Annotated in this window: 9 protein-coding genes; 1 reads left to right on the top strand and 8 read right to left on the bottom strand. The window is 62.8% G+C overall.

What is annotated here, in order from left to right:
* Positions 1 to 107: 107 nt before the first annotated feature.
* Positions 108 to 2,309, bottom strand: coding sequence for a heavy metal translocating P-type ATPase (locus EA795_RS17045; protein ID WP_058078633.1), 2,202 nt, complete (start codon positions 2,307 to 2,309; stop codon positions 108 to 110).
* A 76-nt stretch (positions 2,310 to 2,385) separates the two neighbouring features.
* Between EA795_RS17045 and cadR the strand changes: the two genes are divergently transcribed.
* Positions 2,386 to 2,835: a Cd(II)/Pb(II)-responsive transcriptional regulator gene (gene cadR, locus EA795_RS17040; RefSeq protein ID WP_058078634.1), complete on the top strand. Its 450-nt coding sequence runs from the start codon at positions 2,386 to 2,388 to the stop codon at positions 2,833 to 2,835.
* Between the two features lie 770 nt (positions 2,836 to 3,605).
* Here the strand turns inward: cadR and glgB are convergent.
* The 7 genes from glgB to fdnG all read right to left on the bottom strand — a co-directional run bounded on the left by glgB (position 3,606) and on the right by fdnG (position 17,217).
* Positions 3,606 to 5,822, bottom strand: coding sequence for a 1,4-alpha-glucan branching protein GlgB (gene glgB, locus EA795_RS17035; RefSeq protein WP_122078581.1), 2,217 nt, complete (start codon positions 5,820 to 5,822; stop codon positions 3,606 to 3,608).
* Positions 5,815 to 9,141 (bottom strand): maltose alpha-D-glucosyltransferase, encoded by a 3,327-nt coding sequence (treS, locus tag EA795_RS17030; RefSeq protein ID WP_122078579.1) that lies wholly within the window; start codon positions 9,139 to 9,141, stop codon positions 5,815 to 5,817. The genes glgB and treS overlap by 8 nt, the downstream gene beginning before the upstream one ends.
* A gap of 127 nt (positions 9,142 to 9,268) precedes the next feature.
* A complete protein-coding gene (locus EA795_RS17025; protein ID WP_014852785.1) occupies positions 9,269 to 11,287 on the bottom strand; it encodes an alpha-1,4-glucan--maltose-1-phosphate maltosyltransferase in 2,019 nt (672 codons plus the stop codon).
* Between the two features lie 299 nt (positions 11,288 to 11,586).
* Positions 11,587 to 12,525 (bottom strand): formate dehydrogenase accessory protein FdhE, encoded by a 939-nt coding sequence (fdhE, locus tag EA795_RS17020; RefSeq protein WP_058078639.1) that lies wholly within the window; start codon positions 12,523 to 12,525, stop codon positions 11,587 to 11,589.
* Positions 12,522 to 13,211, bottom strand: coding sequence for a formate dehydrogenase subunit gamma (locus tag EA795_RS17015; protein ID WP_122078577.1), 690 nt, complete (start codon positions 13,209 to 13,211; stop codon positions 12,522 to 12,524). The genes fdhE and EA795_RS17015 overlap by 4 nt, the downstream gene beginning before the upstream one ends.
* Positions 13,208 to 14,143, bottom strand: coding sequence for a formate dehydrogenase subunit beta (fdxH, locus tag EA795_RS17010; protein ID WP_014852782.1), 936 nt, complete (start codon positions 14,141 to 14,143; stop codon positions 13,208 to 13,210). The genes EA795_RS17015 and fdxH overlap by 4 nt, the downstream gene beginning before the upstream one ends.
* Positions 14,143 to 17,217 carry a formate dehydrogenase-N subunit alpha gene (gene fdnG, locus EA795_RS17005; protein WP_147456318.1) on the bottom strand — a complete coding sequence of 1,025 codons (3,075 nt, stop codon included), beginning with the start codon at positions 17,215 to 17,217 and terminating at the stop codon, positions 14,143 to 14,145. Before fdnG ends, fdxH begins: the two co-directional genes overlap by 1 nt.
* Between the last annotated feature and the right edge of the window lie 35 nt (positions 17,218 to 17,252).

The raw sequence follows: 17,252 nt of genomic DNA, 5'->3' as shown, positions 1-17,252 counted from the left end.
ACTGCGGCGAGACGTTAGCCTATTGCGCCTCGCGAATGCATCTGACCTGGATCATCGAGGTTCGATCCAGCCGACGACCGCTCCGCACCGAACCAAGCCTCGCCTTCTCATCTTCGCAGCAGCCGTAGTCCGTTCAGGACGACCAGCAAACTCACGCCCATGTCGGCGAATACCGCCATCCACATGGTGGCGTGCCCCATCAGCGTGACGACCAGGAAGACGGCCTTGATGCCCAGCGCGAGCGTGATGTTCTGCGCGAGCACGGCGACTGTCTGGCGGGAGAGCCTTATGAATGCCGGGATCTTGCGCAGATCATCGTCCATGATGGCGACGTCGGCGGTCTCGATTGCGGTGTCGGTGCCGGCGGCGGCCATGGCGAAACCTATGTCGGCTCGCGCGAGTGCCGGTGCATCGTTGATGCCGTCGCCCACCATCCCGATGGTGTGTTGGCCGCCCATCAGGGCTTCGATGGCGTCGAGCTTGTCAGTCGGCAGGAGGCTGCCCCTGGCCTTGTCGATGCCGACCTGACGTGCGATGGCCTGGGCGGTATGGGGGTTGTCGCCGGTCAGCATCAGGGTTTTCACGCCCAGCGCGTGGAGCTCGTCGATGGCGGTCTTGCTGGTTTCTCTGAGCGTATCGGCCACCCCGAACAAGGCCAGCACCCGATGTTCGTCGGACAGGATTACTGCCGTCTTACCCTGCCGCTCCAGTTGATCCAGCGCGCCTTCGAGTGCCGGCGAGCCGAAACCCAGTTCTGCCAGCAGGCGCTGGTTACCCAACTGATAGCGACGCCCATCGATGCTGCCACGAACGCCGCGGCCCGGTAACGCTTCGAAATTCTCCACTTCGTACAGAGCGACCGATTGCTCGGCAGCCGTCCGGGCGATGGCCTGCGAGACGGGATGGTCCGAGCGATGGGCAAGGCTGGCGGCGGCTGAACGGCTGGTCTCGTACGATCCATCGGCGAGTGCCAGGAAGTCCGTCTGCACCGGTTTACCGCAGGTAATGGTGCCGGTCTTGTCCAGGGCCAGATGGGTGATCTTCCGCCCGTTTTCCAGGTAAACCCCACCTTTGATCAGGATGCCCCTGCGAGCAGCCACCGCGAGACCGCTGACGATGGTTACCGGCGTGGAAATGACCAGGGCGCAGGGACAGGCGACTACCAACAACACCAGGGCCCGATAGAGCCAGTCGAACCACTGCCCGTCAGCCAGCAGCGGCGGCACGATCGCCACGGCCACCGAGAACAGGACCACCGCCGGGGTGTATATGCGGGAGAACCGATCGATGAAGCGCTGCGTCGGCGCCCGACTGCCCTGGGCCTCCTCCACCGCATGAATGATTCGAGCCAGGGTGCTCTGGCTGGCTTGTGCGGTGACGCGGTAATCCAGTTCCCCGTGCTGGTTGATGGTGCCGGCGAAAACCGGATCGCCGGTGGCTTTCTCGACGGGCAGGCTTTCGCCGGTAATGGGGGCCTGGTCGATCGTCGAATGGCCTCTCACCACCTCGCCATCCAGGCCGATACGCTCGCCCGGGCGCACTCGGACCAGGCTGCCGATGGCGACGTGCGCCACCGCTACTTCCAGCCAACGGCCATCGTCCTGCTGGACAGTCACCCTTTCCGGCGCGAGATCCATCAAGCCACGAATTGCGTTGCGAGCCCGGTCCAGCGACCTTGCCTCGATCAACTCCGCAACTGCGAAGAGGAACATCACCATGGCCGCTTCGGGCCATTCCCCGATCAGGATCGCCCCCGTGACGGCGATGCTCATCAGGGCATTGATATTGAGATTACGGTTCGTCAGCGCGATCCAGCCTTTCCTGTAGACGGTCAACCCGCATAGCAGCACGGCGACGATGGAAATGGCCGCGATGGACCACTCCGGCGCCCACTCCCCGAAATGCAGAGTCTCGGCGGTGACCGCAGCCAGGCCGGAAAATCCAAGCCGCCACCACTGCCCTTTCGATGACGGCTGGGTTTCAGTCGAGGGCATCGCATCGGTGACCAGTTGGGGGGTGAAGCCCAGCGCTCGTATCGCAGCCAGAGCCGGCGCAAGCGCTTGCGGCTCATGGCTGATCGTCAGGGTGCGTTGCAGCAGGTTGAACTGCAGGGCCGTGATCCCCGGCATGCCCGACAGCTTGTCGGTGATCAATCGTTCCTCCGTGGGACAGTCCATCTGAGCGATGACCACCCGTGTTTCGGTTATCCCCTGGCTGCGGTCGTTCGCGGGCGCGGCATGAAAACGAACGGGTTTCGAAGCGCCATTGCAGGCACTCGCCTTGGAAGTCTGGTTGCAACAGTCAGCCATCGTGGTTCTCCTCTGCTGTTGCCGAGTGAACACCCTGTAGCCACTATAGGGTCAAGCCACGAACGAGACTGCGACGATGAAAATTGGAGAACTGGCGAAAATGACCAACTGCCAGGTCGAGACGATTCGCTATTACGAGCGCGAGGGCCTGTTGCCTGCACCTGGTCGTACCGAGGCAAATTACCGCTTCTATACGCAGCTGCACTTCGAAAGGCTGAGGTTCATCCGCACCTGCAGGATGCTCGACATGACCCACGAGGAAATTCGCCAGCTGCTGCGCTATCGCGACGACCCGACCCGCAATTGCGCCGGGGTCAATGAATTGGTCGACGAACATATCGAGCACGTCAGGTCCCGTATCGCCAGCCTGCAGACGCTGGAAGCGCAACTCATCGAGCTGCGGCGCACCTGTTCCGAGGGTCGCGAAGCCGCCGCTTGCAAGATTCTTCAGCAGCTCACCCGGGGCGAAGGTGTTCAGGGCACAGAAGCGTCATTCTCCGTAACGCGAAACAAGCATCACGTCTGACTTCGTCGAGGCAATCACAACATAGCTGATTCGCGAGACGCCCAATGGTGGCGGTTCAATTTCGGGCAGATGAATGGATCGAGGAGTTTTCAGCGGCTGGGCTGGTTCGGACCTGGCGCCCGAATGGAGAGGCTCTTCTGATGCCCGCATGACCCGAAGCCTGACGTGGCCTCGGATCATGGGTTTCGAATGGCGGCTCGAAGAGAAAGCCGCCTGGCTGTTCACCCGTTCAGGGGAGCAGCCGAACTGAAGTTCGAATTCAGGCGTCGGTACCTTTCGCGGGTGGGCAACGCTTTACAGCGCTGGCCATGTAGTAGGTAACGACTCCGCGACGCGCGTGCTGCACAGCAAACTCGGCGAGGTAGACCTGATGCGGGAAATTCACGATTGCCTCCAGTGGCATGGGTATGGGTTGTCCCGAGTGATCGGGGAATGGGTTGGAAGTTTGCCTCGCCTGCATTCCCAGGGGAAACGTACAAAAGTCATAGGGTGAATTGAGGAAATCAATCCAAGGCTTCCTTTGTACGAGGCTCGGCGTTTACATGGGTTTGCTGTCTGAACGGCCCGGGCAACGAGGCGTTGCCGGTTCCGCTTGCTCAGCATGTGAGGTGAGACTTCGCAAAGCTTTCGGAGTCACATTCTCGGCAGCGAAAAAACGACATTTTTTCGACTTTATTCACGTTATTTTCGTCGGCCTCCAGACCGCCTCGATCAACAGCGGAAAATCGGTGCCAGGGGACCACTCGCGCGGCCCCGTTTTACCTTTCTGCTCACGCCTGCGGTCGAAGAATCACCACGCCCAGGGGCGGCAAGATCAATGACAAAGAAACCGACTGCCCGTGGCGTTCGACCTCCTCCGTCAGAACTCCTGCGCCGTTGCCGGTGTTGGAGCCGCCATAACGAGCCGCGTCGCTGTTGAAGATTTCCAGCCAGTGCCCTCCTGCCGGCACGCCGACGCGATAGTTCTCGCGTACCACGGGCGTGAAGTTGGCCACCACCAGCAAGGGATGGCCGCTGGAGCTTCTGCGCAACCAGGCGAAGGTGCTGTTGCTGCGGTCATCGCCGATCAGCCACTGGAAGCCGGCGGGGACGCTGTCCAGTTCGTGCAGCGCCGGTTCCTCGCGGTACAGGCGGTTGAGATCGCGCACCAGGTCCTGGGCGCCCTTGTGATCGGGCTCGCCGAGCAGGTGCCAGTCCAGTTCGCGGTCATGGTGCCATTCGCGCCATTGGCCGAACTCGGAGCCCATGAACAGCAGCTTCTTGCCGGGATGGGTCCACATGAACGACAGATAGGCCCGCAGGTTGGCGAACTTCTGCCAGCGATCGCCGGGCATCTTGCCGATCAGCGAGCCTTTGCCGTGCACCACCTCGTCGTGGGAGATCGGCAGCACGAAGTGCTCCGAATAGGCGTAGACGATGCTGAAGGTCATCTTGTCGTGGTGATAGCTACGGTGGATCGGGTCTTCCTGGATGTACATGAGGCTGTCGTGCATCCAGCCCATGTTCCACTTGTAGGAGAAACCCAGGCCGCCGTCGGCGACAGGCTTGCTCACGCCGGGAAAGGCCGTGGATTCCTCGGCGATGACCAGCGCACCCGGCGCCTCCAGCGCGACCACGTCGTTCAGGTGGCGAAGGAATTCGATGGCTTCGAGGTTCTCGCGCCCGCCGTGGCGGTTGGGAATCCACTCGCCTTCGTTGCGCGAGTAGTCGCGGTAGAGCATTGAAGCCACGGCATCCACGCGCAGGCCGTCGACATGGAACTCACGCAACCAGTGCAGCGCCGAGGCCAGCATGAAGCCGTGCACCTCGGTGCGACCAAGGTTGTAGATGTAGGTGTCCCAGTCCTGGTGGAAGCCCTCGAAAGGATGGGCGTACTCGTACAGCGCCGTGCCATCGAACATGCCGAGGCCATGGGCGTCGGTGGGAAAATGCGCCGGCACCCAGTCGAGGATCACCCCGATACCCGCCGCGTGGCAGGCATCGACGAAGGCGGCGAAGTCATGGGCCGAGCCGTAACGCGCGCTGGGGGCGAACTGCGAAAGCAGCTGGTAGCCCCAGGAACCGCCGAAGGGATGCTCCATGATCGGCATCAGCTCGATATGGGTGAAACCCATTTCGCCGATGTAGGGAATCAGGCGTTCGGCCAGCTCGTGCCAGTTGTACGAACGCCCGCCCTCGCCGCCCTCGCGCTGCCAGGAACCGGCATGCAGCTCGTAGATGGACATCGGCGCCTCGAGCGACTGGCGTGCCGCCCGCTCCTGCAGCCAGTATTCGTCCTTCCATTCGTAATCGAGCGGTCGCGCGATCACCGAGGCGGTGCCCGGCGGATGTTCGGTCGCCAGCGCCATGGGGTCGGCCTTCAGTGGCAGGACACCGTCGGGACCGAGAATCTCGTATTTGTAGGTATCCCCCGGTTGCAGGCGCGGGATGAAGATTTCCCACACGCCCGCGGGAAAACGCAGGCGCATCGGGTGCCGCCGCCCGTCCCAGTCGTTGAAGCTGCCCACCACGGACACACGCCGCGCGTTAGGCGCCCAGACCGCGAAGCGCACGCCCGGCACCCCATCGATCTCCATCGGTTGCGCGCCGAACACACGGGCCAGTTCGCGATGGTTGCCTTCGGCGAACAGGTACAGGTCCATCTCCCCCAGCTGCGGACCGAAGCTGTAGGGGTCCTCGGTGACGTGTTCGCCACCGGCCCAGCGGACCTTCAGCAGATAGGGCTGTGGGTGGGTCAGGCGCGTGAAGAACAGCCCCGGGACCTGGCCCTGCTCCATGGTTCCCAGCGTACGGCCACTGGCACGCTCCAGTACCTCGACGCCCAGCGCGTTGGGCAGGTAGGCACGCACCACCAGGCCGTCGCCATCCGGATGGGGGCCGAGAATCGAAAACGGATCACCATGCTCGGCGCGAACCAGCGCATCGACATCGCCGTCGCTGGGCAAAAGTTGTTCACCGGGCAGGGTCACCACCGGCCGATCATTCATTGAAACCTCCGTGGGAAAGCTGTTGCGCCATATCGACAAGACCTTGCAAGGGAACCGGGAGCCAGGCCGGCCGGTTTTCGGCTTCGTAGACAATCTCGTACGAAGTCTTCTCGAAGCTGAACAGTGTCAGCGCCGCCTCGGCGCCGTTGGCCTCACGCCAGGCATGGGGCAATCCGGCCGCGGCCTCTCGATAAGCGTCCATGAACGTCGAACGCGCGCTTTGCCGATAGTTCTCGGCGATGCGACGACGAGCATCGTCGGCCTCGGGCGAACTGTCGCTGCCCTGGGCGTTGCGCAGGATCATGGAGGCCGCGTATTCGAAGGAACGCAACACGCCAGCCACGTCCTTGAATGGTGAAAGCTTGGCGCGGCGCTCCTCCAATGACCGTGCCGGCTCACCTTCGAAGTCGATGAAATAGGCATCGCCCTGCGCCACCAGCACCTGCCCCAGATGCAGATCACCATGTACGCGGGTGCGCAGGCCGCCGATGGCATCGCGCGCGAGCCTGTCCACCTCGCTCAGCAGGGCTTCGCGCAGTCCCAGCAGCCGGTCCACTTCCGCGATCGTCTTCTTGCCCAGGCTGCTGCGGTGCGTAGCGAGCACATCCAGCGCGCGACCGACTTGCTCGCGAATGCTGGCCGCCCATTTCTTGCTGTCGGCCGCCGTGGTGGTCTCGCGGGCGAAGTCCGGGTTGTCGGTGTCCGAGGCCAGGGTCATGTGCAGTTCGCCAAGGCGCTGACCCAACAGGTGGTTGAAATTCTCCAGCTCGTCCAGGGCGCTGTACTGGTTTTCCACCAGCGACACGCCACCGGCCAGCTCGTCGCGCACGGCACGATCGAGGGTGTTCAGCGTCCACTCCCAGGCATCGCCCTGGTTATCCAGGAAGCGCTGTACCACCATCAGGGCGTGCTGCTCGCCTTTCCTGTCGAAGCGACTGACCTGGCCGAGCATCGCCGAAATGTGGGTGAAGCCCTGCTCGGTCAGGAAACGCCCCATCTCCAGCTCCGGATGCACGCCGGGGGAAACACGCCGCAGCATCTTGATCATCATCTCGTTGCCGATGATCGCCGAGCTGTTGGACTGCTCCGCCGAGGAGTAACGCACCTCGACCCCTTCCGGCAGCTCGATGTCCGCCAGCTGTGGCAACGGCTGGAAACGGATTTCACCTTCACCGCAGCTCAGCACCTGCTCGTCGCGCAGGCCCTGGATGACGCCCAGCACGAACTGCTCGAGGGTGAAAGCGTCGGTCAACAATCCCACCTGCGGGCCACGGCGAACACGCGCGATGGCCAGCTGCTGCGGCAGCGCCGTACCGAAGTCGGCCTCGGCGAGGAACCCCAGCGGCAGCTGGTAGAGATCGGTATGGCCGGCGGACTCGACGGCGATCTCGCTGAACAGCACCGGGCGCTGCGGATCGCCGAACGGCACGCTGTAGCAGATTTTGATCGAGTCGATCGAGGCATCCTTGTTGGCGAACCAGCGTCGTTTCGGCAGGTAGGCCGGAAGCGAATCGTTCTCCAGGATGCGCTTGCAACCGCTGTCCAGCGTATCCAGGCGCTTGAACACCAGGGTCTGGAAGTCCGGCATGACATCCACCGGTGCCTGGTGCCAGCTCGGCATCTGGTGCGTGGGCGCCAGCTGGAACCAGTAGAAGCCGTAGGGCGGCAACGTCAGCAGATACGGCAATTGGCCGATAGGCGGGAACGCACTGCCCCCGACCATCTCCACCGGCACCATGCCGGCGTAATGGGAAAGCTCCAGCTCGGCCGCCTGGGCCGAACGGGAGACGTTGGCCACGCAGAAGATGACTTCGGTTTCGCCGTTGATGCCGGTGAACTCGCGCAGGTAGGCCAGGATTCGCCGGTTGCTCGGCGCCAGCATCTTCAGCGCGCCGCGACCGAAGGCCTTGAACTGCTTGCGAATAGCCAGCAGACGTCGGGTCCAGTTGAGCAACGAATGCGGGTCGCGCTGCTGCGCCTCGACGTTGACCGCCTGGTAGCCGTACAGCGGGTCCATGATCGGCGGCAGCACCAGGCTGGGTGGGTCGGCCCGGGAAAAACCGCCGTTGCGATCCGGCGACCACTGCATCGGCGTGCGAACGCCATCGCGGTCGCCGAGGAAGATGTTGTCGCCCATGCCGATCTCGTCGCCGTAGTAGATCACCGGCGTGCCGGGCATGGATAGCAGCAGGCTGTTGAGCAGCTCGATGCGCCGGCGATCACGTTCCAGCAACGGCGCCAGGCGGCGACGGATACCCAGGTTGATGCGCGCACGCTTGTCCGAGGCGTAGTAGTTCCAGAGGTAGTCGCGCTCCTTGTCGGTCACCATCTCCAGCGTCAGTTCGTCGTGATTGCGCAGGAAGATCGCCCATTGGCAGTTGGCCGGGATATCCGGCGTCTGGCGCAGGATGTCGGTGATCGGGAAGCGGTCTTCCTGGGCCAGCGCCATGTACATGCGTGGCATCAGCGGAAAGTGGAAGGCCATGTGGCATTCGTCGCCGGGGCCACCATCCTCGCCACCGAAATACAGCTGGGTGTCTTCCGGCCATTGGTTGGCTTCGGCCAGCAACATGCGATCGGGGTAGTTGGCGTCGATCTCGGCGCGAATCTGCTTGAGCACCACATGGGTCTCGGGCAGGTTCTCGTTATTGGTGCCGTCACGCTCGACGAGATAGGGAATGGCATCCAGGCGCAGGCCGTCTATTCCCAGGTCCAGCCAGTAGCGCATGACGCTGAGCACCGCCTTCATCACCTGCGGATTGTCGAAGTTGAGATCCGGCTGGTGTGAATAGAAGCGATGCCAGAAGAACTGTTCGGCCACCGGGTCCCAGGTCCAGTTGGACTTTTCCGTGTCGAGGAAGATGATCCGCGTGCCCTGGTACTTGTCGTCGGTATCCGACCAGACGTAGAAGTTGCGTGCCGCCGAGCCCTTCTTCGCCTTGCGCGCGCGCTGGAACCAGGGATGCTGATCGGATGTGTGGTTGATGACCAGCTCGGTGATGACCCGCAAACCACGCTTGTGGGCTTCGGCAATGAAGCGCTTGGCGTCGGCCATGTTGCCGTAGTCCGGGTGCACGCCGCGGTATTCGGCGATGTCGTAGCCGTCGTCGCGCCGCGGCGAGGGGTAGAACGGCAACAGCCAGACCGTGTTGACGCCCAGATCGGCAATGTAGTCGAGCTTTTCGATCAGGCCGGCGAAATCACCGACGCCGTCGTTGTTGGAATCGAAGAAGGACTTCAGGTGGACCTGATAGATCACCGCATCCTTGTACCAGAGCGGGTCTTTGATGAAGGCGGCGGGTTTACGCGCTTTGGCCATGTTCTTCGTTCCTTTCGAGGCTCCGGTAGCAGCTAGGTCCGACAGCACAGAAGCACTCTCACAAGAAGGATTAATATTTATTTATAAGCATATGAATTACATATGTTTTTTATATGTATTCTAGAAATCACTTCAAGTCTGGATCCGAGACGCCTGCACTGAATCGCCAGATCCCGAATGGCAGATGCCAGGGTTCGATCCGCATCCACTGCGTCTTCCCGTACCAGGTCCAGCGATGGCCATTCATCAAGTCTTCGCCTTGGGTGTGGGCATCGTCGGGCAGGCCCAGCTCCCACAGCGGCAGCTCGAAATGCGCTTCCTGGGCGTTGTGCGGGTCGAGACTCACGGCCACCAGAACGAAGTTCGACAGGTCCGCCGTGCGCTTGCCGAAGTAAAGAATGTTGTCGTTCCAGGCCAGGTACGGCTTGAAGCCGAGGTGGGTCTGCAGCGCCGGGTTCTGTCGGCGGATACGATTGAGCTGGGCGATCTCCGCGATGATGTTGCCGGGGGCGTGATAGTCGCGTACCCGGATCTGGTACTTCTCCGAATCCAGATACTCCTCCTTGCCCGCGATGGCGGCGGATTCGCACAGTTCGAAGCCCGAGTACATCCCCCACAGCCCCGACCCCATGGTCGCCAAGGCCGCACGAATGAGAAAACCGGCACGGCCGGACTCCTGCAGGAAGAAAGGGTTGATGTCCGGCGTGTTGACGAAGAAGTTGGGCCGGTAGCAATCGCGCAGCGGATGCTCGTTCAGTTCGGTCAGGTATTCGCTGAGCTCGGCCTTGGCGTTGCGCCAGGTGAAATAGGTGTAGCTCTGGTTGAAGCCGACCTTGCCCAGACGCGCCATCATCGCCGGCCGGGTGAAGGCTTCGGAGAGGAACATCACGTCGGGATCGCGTGCGCGGATATCGGCGATCAGCCATTCCCAGAACGGCAGCGGCTTGGTGTGCGGGTTATCGACGCGAAAGATCTTCACGCCCTGCTCCACCCAGTGCCAGACCACGTCGCGCAATGCCAGCCAGAGGTCGGGCATGGCGTCTTCGGCATAGAAGTCGACGTTGACGATGTCCTGATACTTCTTTGGCGGATTTTCCGCATAGCGGATGGTCCCGTCCGGCCGCCAGGAGAACCAGCCCGGATGCTCCTTCAGCCAGGGATGATCCTGGGAACACTGGATGGCGAAATCGAGGGCGATCTCCAGGCCGTGCTCGGCGGCGGCTGCGACCAGCTCACGGAAGTCTTCGAGCGTCCCCAACTGCGGGTGAATGGCGTCGTGGCCGCCGTCTTCGCTGCCGATGGCATAAGGACTGCCGGGGTCGTTCGGCCCGGCCTGCAGGCTGTTGTTCGGCCCCTTGCGATGGGCGCGGCCGATGGGGTGGATCGGCGGGAAATAGAGCACGTCGAAGCCCATGTCACGAATCGCCGGCAGGCGCTTGTGCACGTCGCGCAAGGTGCCATGGCGGTTCGGGTCGTCCGTCTCGGAGCGGGGAAACAGTTCGTACCAACTGGCGAACTGCGCCAGCGGCCGCTCGACCTCCAGCGGGTAGATGGGGCTCGCACTGCAATGCTCACGTGGGTCGGCGGCGGCCATCGCTGCCGCGGTTTCATGGGCCAGCAGTACCGAGACCCGCTCGTCGTCCAGGTGGGCGCTGTCGAGCCGATGCAGCAGGTCATCCAGCACCGCCCGGGTTTCACCCTGCGCGCGTTGCACGGCGCGTTCGACCAGCAGGCGGCCCTCCGTCAGCTCCAGCCCCACTGGAACGCCGGCGGCGTGCTTCTTGGAAAGCTCGTATCGGTAGCTTTCGTAGACGTCCCACCAGGCCTCGATACGGAATTCGTGTGTGGCGACCTGAGTGGCGGTGAACTGGCCCTGCCAGATGTCCCGTCCATGATCCACCCGCTTCAGCGGTGCGCGCCGCCAGCCTTCGTCACCCTTCTGCCGCCAGCACACGGCCGCGGCGAGCTGATCGTGACCATCGGCGAATACCCGGCTGCTGACGACGACCGGCTGCCCGATGACCGCCTTGGCCGCGAAGCGCCCCTCCTCCAGCACGGGCTGCGTCGCCTCGATGGCGATACGCGACATTCGCAGCGCCTGTTCAAGTTCGGGGTGAGTCGTGGCGTGGGGTTGGGTATCGGACATCGAGGGGCTCCTGAGGCACGAGGCATGACAGAACGGCGATACCCATCCGTATCCAGATTGATCTTGAGGGCTGGGTAGATCGCCTTGAAAGCCCGTTCCTCGGGCTTTCTCGGGCTCTGTACTTCCGAGCGAGGAGTCGTCGTAAAAGTTCAGCGATGGCTCTGGCCGGTGATCGGCTTGTGGCCGAAAGGCGCACAGATGCCGGGGTGCAGAGCACTCAGGAGGGAACTGAAGGGAGTTCGAGGAAGGCTGCGACACGGTAGGCGGCTCGACAGGATCTGCCGAGCCGCCCTGCCGGATCAATCGCCGAAGATTAGCAAGGGGTTGTAGCCGTTTCGTTCGTATTCGCCCTGCTCCGCCAGCAACAGGTCGAGGGCCAGGCTCGCCAGGTCATCGGCGACCGGGTCGGCGCGACCGTGCAGTTCGCGCTGCGCCAGTTTCAGATAGCTGTGGCAATCGCTACAGGCTTCGGCCTGCACCGGCAGGAATGGTTTGCCTTTCTCGTCATCGAGCGTGAGGTACGCCAGCTTGCCGCTGTTGCATCCACTGCACTTGACCCGTTCCAGATGCCACTCGGTCGCGCACAGGCTGCAATGCAGATAGCGCACACCGCTACGTTGCCGATCGTTGTGGATCACGCTGGCCACCGGCAGGGAGCCGCAACAGGGACACAGCGCGCGTGCTTCCTCGCCCGGCTTGGCCGGCGGCTTGGGCAATGCCAGGACCAGACGCAACCAGCTGACCTGCAGCGCCGCAGCGGCCAATGGCATCAACCCGCGCGTTGTCTCGCTGCCAGGGCGTGCTTCCAGCACGTCTTCGGCCAGGGCATTGCGTTCGTCGGCCGGCATCTCGCGCAAGGCCTTCAGCAATGGGCGCTGACGCTCGCCCACATGCAACTCCAGCGCATCGAGAATCGCCAGCAGATCGGCCTGCCAGTCCATGTCACGCCGCAGCGCACGGTGCCCGAGCGGCGGCATGCCGTGCAGCAATGCGGCGTCGAATGCATCGGGCGCAGGGCGCCAGGCCGGTTCGCGTTCGCTCAGAACCTGATGCTGCGCCTGCGACAGCCGCGCCATGAACTCCAGGAACTCGTCCAGCGCCGGCACCTGCTGGACCAGCTCGCGCAGCCGCAAGGCACGTTTACTGAACAGCGTGGCATCGGCCAGGACGACCTCGGGCGCCTCCATGATTCCCGAAGGCGCACTTCCATAGGTGTGGTTCACTGCGGATCCTTTCATCGACGCTCCTGCTGGACTTCGCTGTTCGACGCAGCGCTCTGCGCATCCGACTTCCTGTTACGCATGATGTCCTCGTACCAGAGCCCGTGATGATGCCTCGCCCAGGCGTGGCTGACACGCCCCTGAGTCATGGCCCGTATCGAACCCTTGACCCAGATGGCCGAGTAGATGTGGATCACCAGCGTGATGATCGCGATGAACGCCGCGTAGGCATGAATGGTAACGGCCCAGCGCAACGCCCATACCGGCATGCCATCGGCGATCCACGGACGCCAGAGCACGATGCCGGTGACCAGCAGCACTGGTACCGTCGCCAGGAAGATCCAGTACACCAGTTTCTGTCCGGCGTTGTTCTTGCCCACAGGAGGCAGACGCTCGTCACGGTTGCCGAGCAGATCGCGGATCTGCCTCATCCACTGCACGTCGTGACGACGGAACAGGTTGTCGCCGAAAAAGCGCACCGCCTGGATAATGAACAGCAGCGACATGAACACGCCGATATAGGGGTGCACGATGCGTGTCGGCTCCGGCCCGCCGAACAGCGCGGTCAGCCCGAAAAACGCCGGATAGAAAAGCGCCAACCCGCTCAGCGTGAGCAGAACGAAACTGATCGCCACTATCCAGTGATTGACCCGGGTCCACTTGCTGTAACGCAGGATGCCGTACCTGGTGTTGGAATGGCTCATGGCCTGTCCTCCCCACGACGATCGAGTTCAAGTTCGGCTGCCGCCCTATCGGGATCGGGGTCGTCCTCCGGTTCTTCTTTCGGACCCTGCATCACGTAGTGGAAGAAGCCTGCCAGTACCGAGACGCCCAGCGCCACGGACATGATCGGTTTGGTGATGCCCTTCCACAGTTCGACGGTCGGCGCGATATGCGGGTCGCGTGGCAAGCCGCTGTAGATCTCCGGCTTGTCCGCGTGCTGCAGCACATAAACCACATGGGTGCCGCCCACTCCCGCGGGGTCGTAGATGCCGGCATTCTCGTAGCCACGATCGTTGAGGTGCGCGACCCGCTTGGCGCCGTAGTCGAGCATGTCTTCCTTGGTGCCGAACATGATCGCCGAAGTCGGGCAGCTCTTCACGCAGGCGGGTTCCAGCCCGTTGAACACCCGGTCGGAGCACAGCGTGCACTTGTAGGCCTTGTTGTCCTTCTTCGAGATCCGCGGGATATCGAAGGGACAGCCCGCCACGCAGTAGCCGCAGCCGATGCAGTGCTCGGAGTTGAAATCGACGATGCCGTTGGCGTACTGCACGATGGCGCCGGGCGACGGGCAGGCCTTGAGGCAGCCCGGCTCGGCGCAGTGCATGCAGTTGTCCTTGCGGATCAGCCATTCGAGGTTGCCCTGCTCGTCCTCGTATTCGGAGAAGCGCATGACTTCGAAGGATTCGGCCGTCAGGTCCTGCGGGTTGTTGTAGGTACCGTCGCAGGTGCCCACATCGTCACGCAGGTCGTTCCACTCCGAACATGCCACCTGGCAGGCCTTGCAGCCGATGCAGACCGACACGTCGATGAGCTTGGTCACCTTGTCCACGCCGCCGTGCCGCACCTGCGGTGACGGCACGGTGCTCGCGGAGCGGGCGATGATGTTCTGCAGATTGATCTGGTCGCCACGCATCAGACGGTCCCCCCGAATTTCTCCACGTTCACCAGAAACGACTTGAATTCCGGTGTCTGCGTGTTCCCGTCACCCACGAAGGGCGTCAGGGTGTTGGTGAGATGCGCCTTGCGGGCAACGCCCTTGAAGCCCCAGTGGATCGGAATGCCGATCTGGTGGACGGTGCGGCCATCGATTTCCAGCGGAATCAGGCGCTTGGTCACCACCGCCACGGCAGTGATGTAGCCACGCTTGGACGTCACCTTGACCCGGTCGCCGGCGCTGATGCCCAGTTCGTTGGCTAGGAGTTCGCCGATCTCGATGAACTTCTCCGGCTGCGCGATCGAGTTGAGCCGCGCATGGGTCGTCCAGTAGTGGAAGTGCTCGGTCAAACGGTAGGTCGTCGCCGCGTAAGGGAAGTCCTTGTTGGAACCGAACGAGTCGCGATCCTGCTCGAAGACCCGGACGATGGGGTTGTTGAATGCCTGCGGGTTGTTCGGGCTCATGGGGTTGCGGTCGATCGGCGACTCCATGGGCTCGTAGTGCTCGGGAAAGGGCCCTTCGTTCAGCCATTCGGCCGCGAAGAAGTGCCCGCCGCCACTCTGGGTGATGATGAACGGCCGCACGCCCTCGGACGGCGGTGACGTCAGCGGGAAGTCCGGCACGTCCGCGCCGGTCCAGCGCTCGCCATCCCACCAGATGAAGGCCTTGTTCGGTGCCCAGGGCGTACCGTCGGGCCGCGCCGAAGCGCGGTTGTAGAGCACGCGACGGTTCATTGGCCAGGCCCAGGCCCAACCGATGGTGTTGCCGGTGTCGTAAGGGTCCGAGTTGTCGCGCCGGGCCATCATGTTGCCTTGCTCGGTCCAGGCGCCCGAGTAGATCCAGCAGCCGCAGGCCGTGCTGCCGTCGGCACGCAGTTCGCTGAAATCCTTCAACAGCTCGCCCTTGCGACGAACGACCTGCCCGGTGTCGTCGGTCAGGTCCGTCAGTGCCCTGCCGTTGTATTCCTTGGCCAGCTCCTCGGCCGTGGGATAGTTGGGCACCTTGTAGTTCCAAGTCAGGTTGAGGATCGGATCGGGGAATGCGCCGCCCTCTTCCTGGTACATCCGCTTGAGCCGCAGCATCACCTCGCCGAGGATTTCCGTATCGGTCATCGACTCGCCGGGCCCCGGCGCGGACTTGTCATGCCATTGCAGCCAGCGCGAGCTGTTGGTGATGGAGCCATCGTCCTCGGCGAAGCAGGTGGTCGGCAGGCGGAACACCTCGGTACCGATCTGCGAAGGGTCCACGTCGTGGTATTCGCCGAAATTGCGCCAGAACTCGCCGGTTTCCACCTTGAGCGGGTCCATGATCACGAAGTACTTCAGCTTCGACAGACCATCGAACACCTTCGCCTTGTTCGGGAACGCCGCGAGGATGTTGAAGCCCTGGCAGAACGCACCGGTCATCTTGCCGAGGGTCATGTCGTTGATGGCGTAGAGGATGTCGTAGATCGGCACCGAAAGTTTCGGCAGCCAGTCGTAGCACCAGTCGTTCTCCGCCGTGGCGACATCGCCGTACCAGTCCTTCATCAGGCTGACGAAGAAACGCTCGTAGAACTTCCAGTACGAGACCTCACCCTCGACCAGCGGTTGCTTGATGCGGGTGCGCATGTAGTCGGCGTAGGTCTGCAGGTTGGCCGATGGCAGGTTCAGGTAACCCGGCAACAGGTTCGACAGCAGCCCGATGTCGGTGAGCCCCTGGATATTCGAGTGGCCGCGCAACGCATTCACGCCACCGCCCGGCATGCCCATGTTGCCCAGCAGCAGTTGCACCATGGCACCGCAGCGAATGATCTGCGAGCCGATGGAGTGCTGGGTCCAGCCCAGGGCATAGAGGATGGTCATGGTCTTGTCGGGCGCCGCGGTCTGCGCGATCAGCTCCCAGAGCTCGACGGCCTTTTCTCGCGGCATGCCGCAGATGTTCTCGACCTGCTCCAGCGTGTAGCGGCTGTAATGCTGGCGCATCAGTTGGAACACGCAACGCGGGTGCTGCAGGCTCGGGTCGCTGCGCGCGAAACCGTTCTCGTCGAGTTCGAAGTTCCAGGTTTGCCGGTCGTAGGTCTTGCTGGCCGGGTCGTAGCCGGTGAACAGGCCTTCCTCGAAGCCGAAACCTTCGGCCACAATCAGCCGCGCGTCGGTGTACTCACGCACGTAGTCGTGTGCGTAGCGGTCGTTCTCGATCAGGTAGTTGATCAGCCCGCCGAGGAAGACGATGTCCGTGCCGGTGCGCAGCCAGGCGTGATGATCCGCCACTGCCGTGGTGCGGTTGAAACGCGGGTCGATGGAAATCAGGATCGCATTGCTGCGCTCCTTGGCCCGCATGACCCAGCGGAAGCCCACCGGATGCGCCTCGGCCGAATTGCCGCCCATGGACAGGATGACATCAGCATTGGCGATGTCCGCCCAGTGGTTCGTCATGGCACCGCGACCAAATGTTGGGGCAAGACCTGCCACCGTTGGTCCGTGTCAGACGCGCGCCTGGTTGTCCAGCTGAAGGATGCCCAGCGCCCGGGTGATCTTCTGCGTCAGGTAAGCCGTCTCGTTGGTACAGGCCGAAGCGGCGACCATCGAAGTGGTCAGCCAGCGGTTGACCAGCCTGCCCTGCTCGTCATGGGTCTCGAAGTTCTTGTCGCGGTCATCCTTCATGTGCCGTGCGATGCGCGTGAGCGCCTCGTCCCAGCTGATTCGCTTCCATTCGTTGCTGTGCGGCTCGCGGACCTCGGGATACTTGACCCGCGATTCGCTCTTGATGAAATCCAGCACGCCGGCTCCGCGGGGGCATAGCGAGCCGCGGCTGACCGGATGATCCGGGTCGCCTTCGACGTGGAAGATTTCGCCGACGACGTTGATCGACTGATCGCCACGCGAATAGAGCAACATGCCGCAACCCACCGAGCAGTAGGTGCAGATGTTGCGCGTCATGCGGGAGGCGCTGAGTTTGAAATTTCGGACGGAAGCGACAGCCTCATCCGGGGCAAAACCCATCATGGCCATGCTCGATGCGCCAACACCGGCGGCACCGAACTTGAGGAACTGGCGACGGGATACTCTCACGGTCATGGGTATCTCCTTGTAATTATGTTGGCGAG

The organism is Stutzerimonas nitrititolerans, assembly GCF_003696285.1.
GTDB lineage: Bacteria > Pseudomonadota > Gammaproteobacteria > Pseudomonadales > Pseudomonadaceae > Stutzerimonas > Stutzerimonas nitrititolerans.
The sequence above is the reverse complement of the archived record's forward strand: the minus strand, read 5'-3'. Positions and strand labels throughout refer to the sequence as shown.

Bases quoted from the DNA above. Each gene is read 5' to 3' on its own strand.
- glgB (WP_122078581.1), bottom strand. From the start codon at position 5,822: ATGAATGATCGGCCGGTGGTGACCCTGCCCGGTGAACAACTTTTGCCC.
- EA795_RS17045 (WP_058078633.1), bottom strand. From the start codon at position 2,309: ATGGCTGACTGTTGCAACCAGACTTCCAAGGCGAGTGCCTGCAATGGC.
- treS (WP_122078579.1), bottom strand. From the start codon at position 9,141: ATGGCCAAAGCGCGTAAACCCGCCGCCTTCATCAAAGACCCGCTCTGG.
- EA795_RS17025 (WP_014852785.1), bottom strand. From the start codon at position 11,287: ATGTCCGATACCCAACCCCACGCCACGACTCACCCCGAACTTGAACAG.
- fdhE (WP_058078639.1), bottom strand. From the start codon at position 12,525: ATGAAAGGATCCGCAGTGAACCACACCTATGGAAGTGCGCCTTCGGGA.
- cadR (WP_058078634.1), top strand. From the start codon at position 2,386: ATGAAAATTGGAGAACTGGCGAAAATGACCAACTGCCAGGTCGAGACG.
- fdxH (WP_014852782.1), bottom strand. From the start codon at position 14,143: ATGCGTGGCGACCAGATCAATCTGCAGAACATCATCGCCCGCTCCGCG.
- EA795_RS17015 (WP_122078577.1), bottom strand. From the start codon at position 13,211: ATGAGCCATTCCAACACCAGGTACGGCATCCTGCGTTACAGCAAGTGG.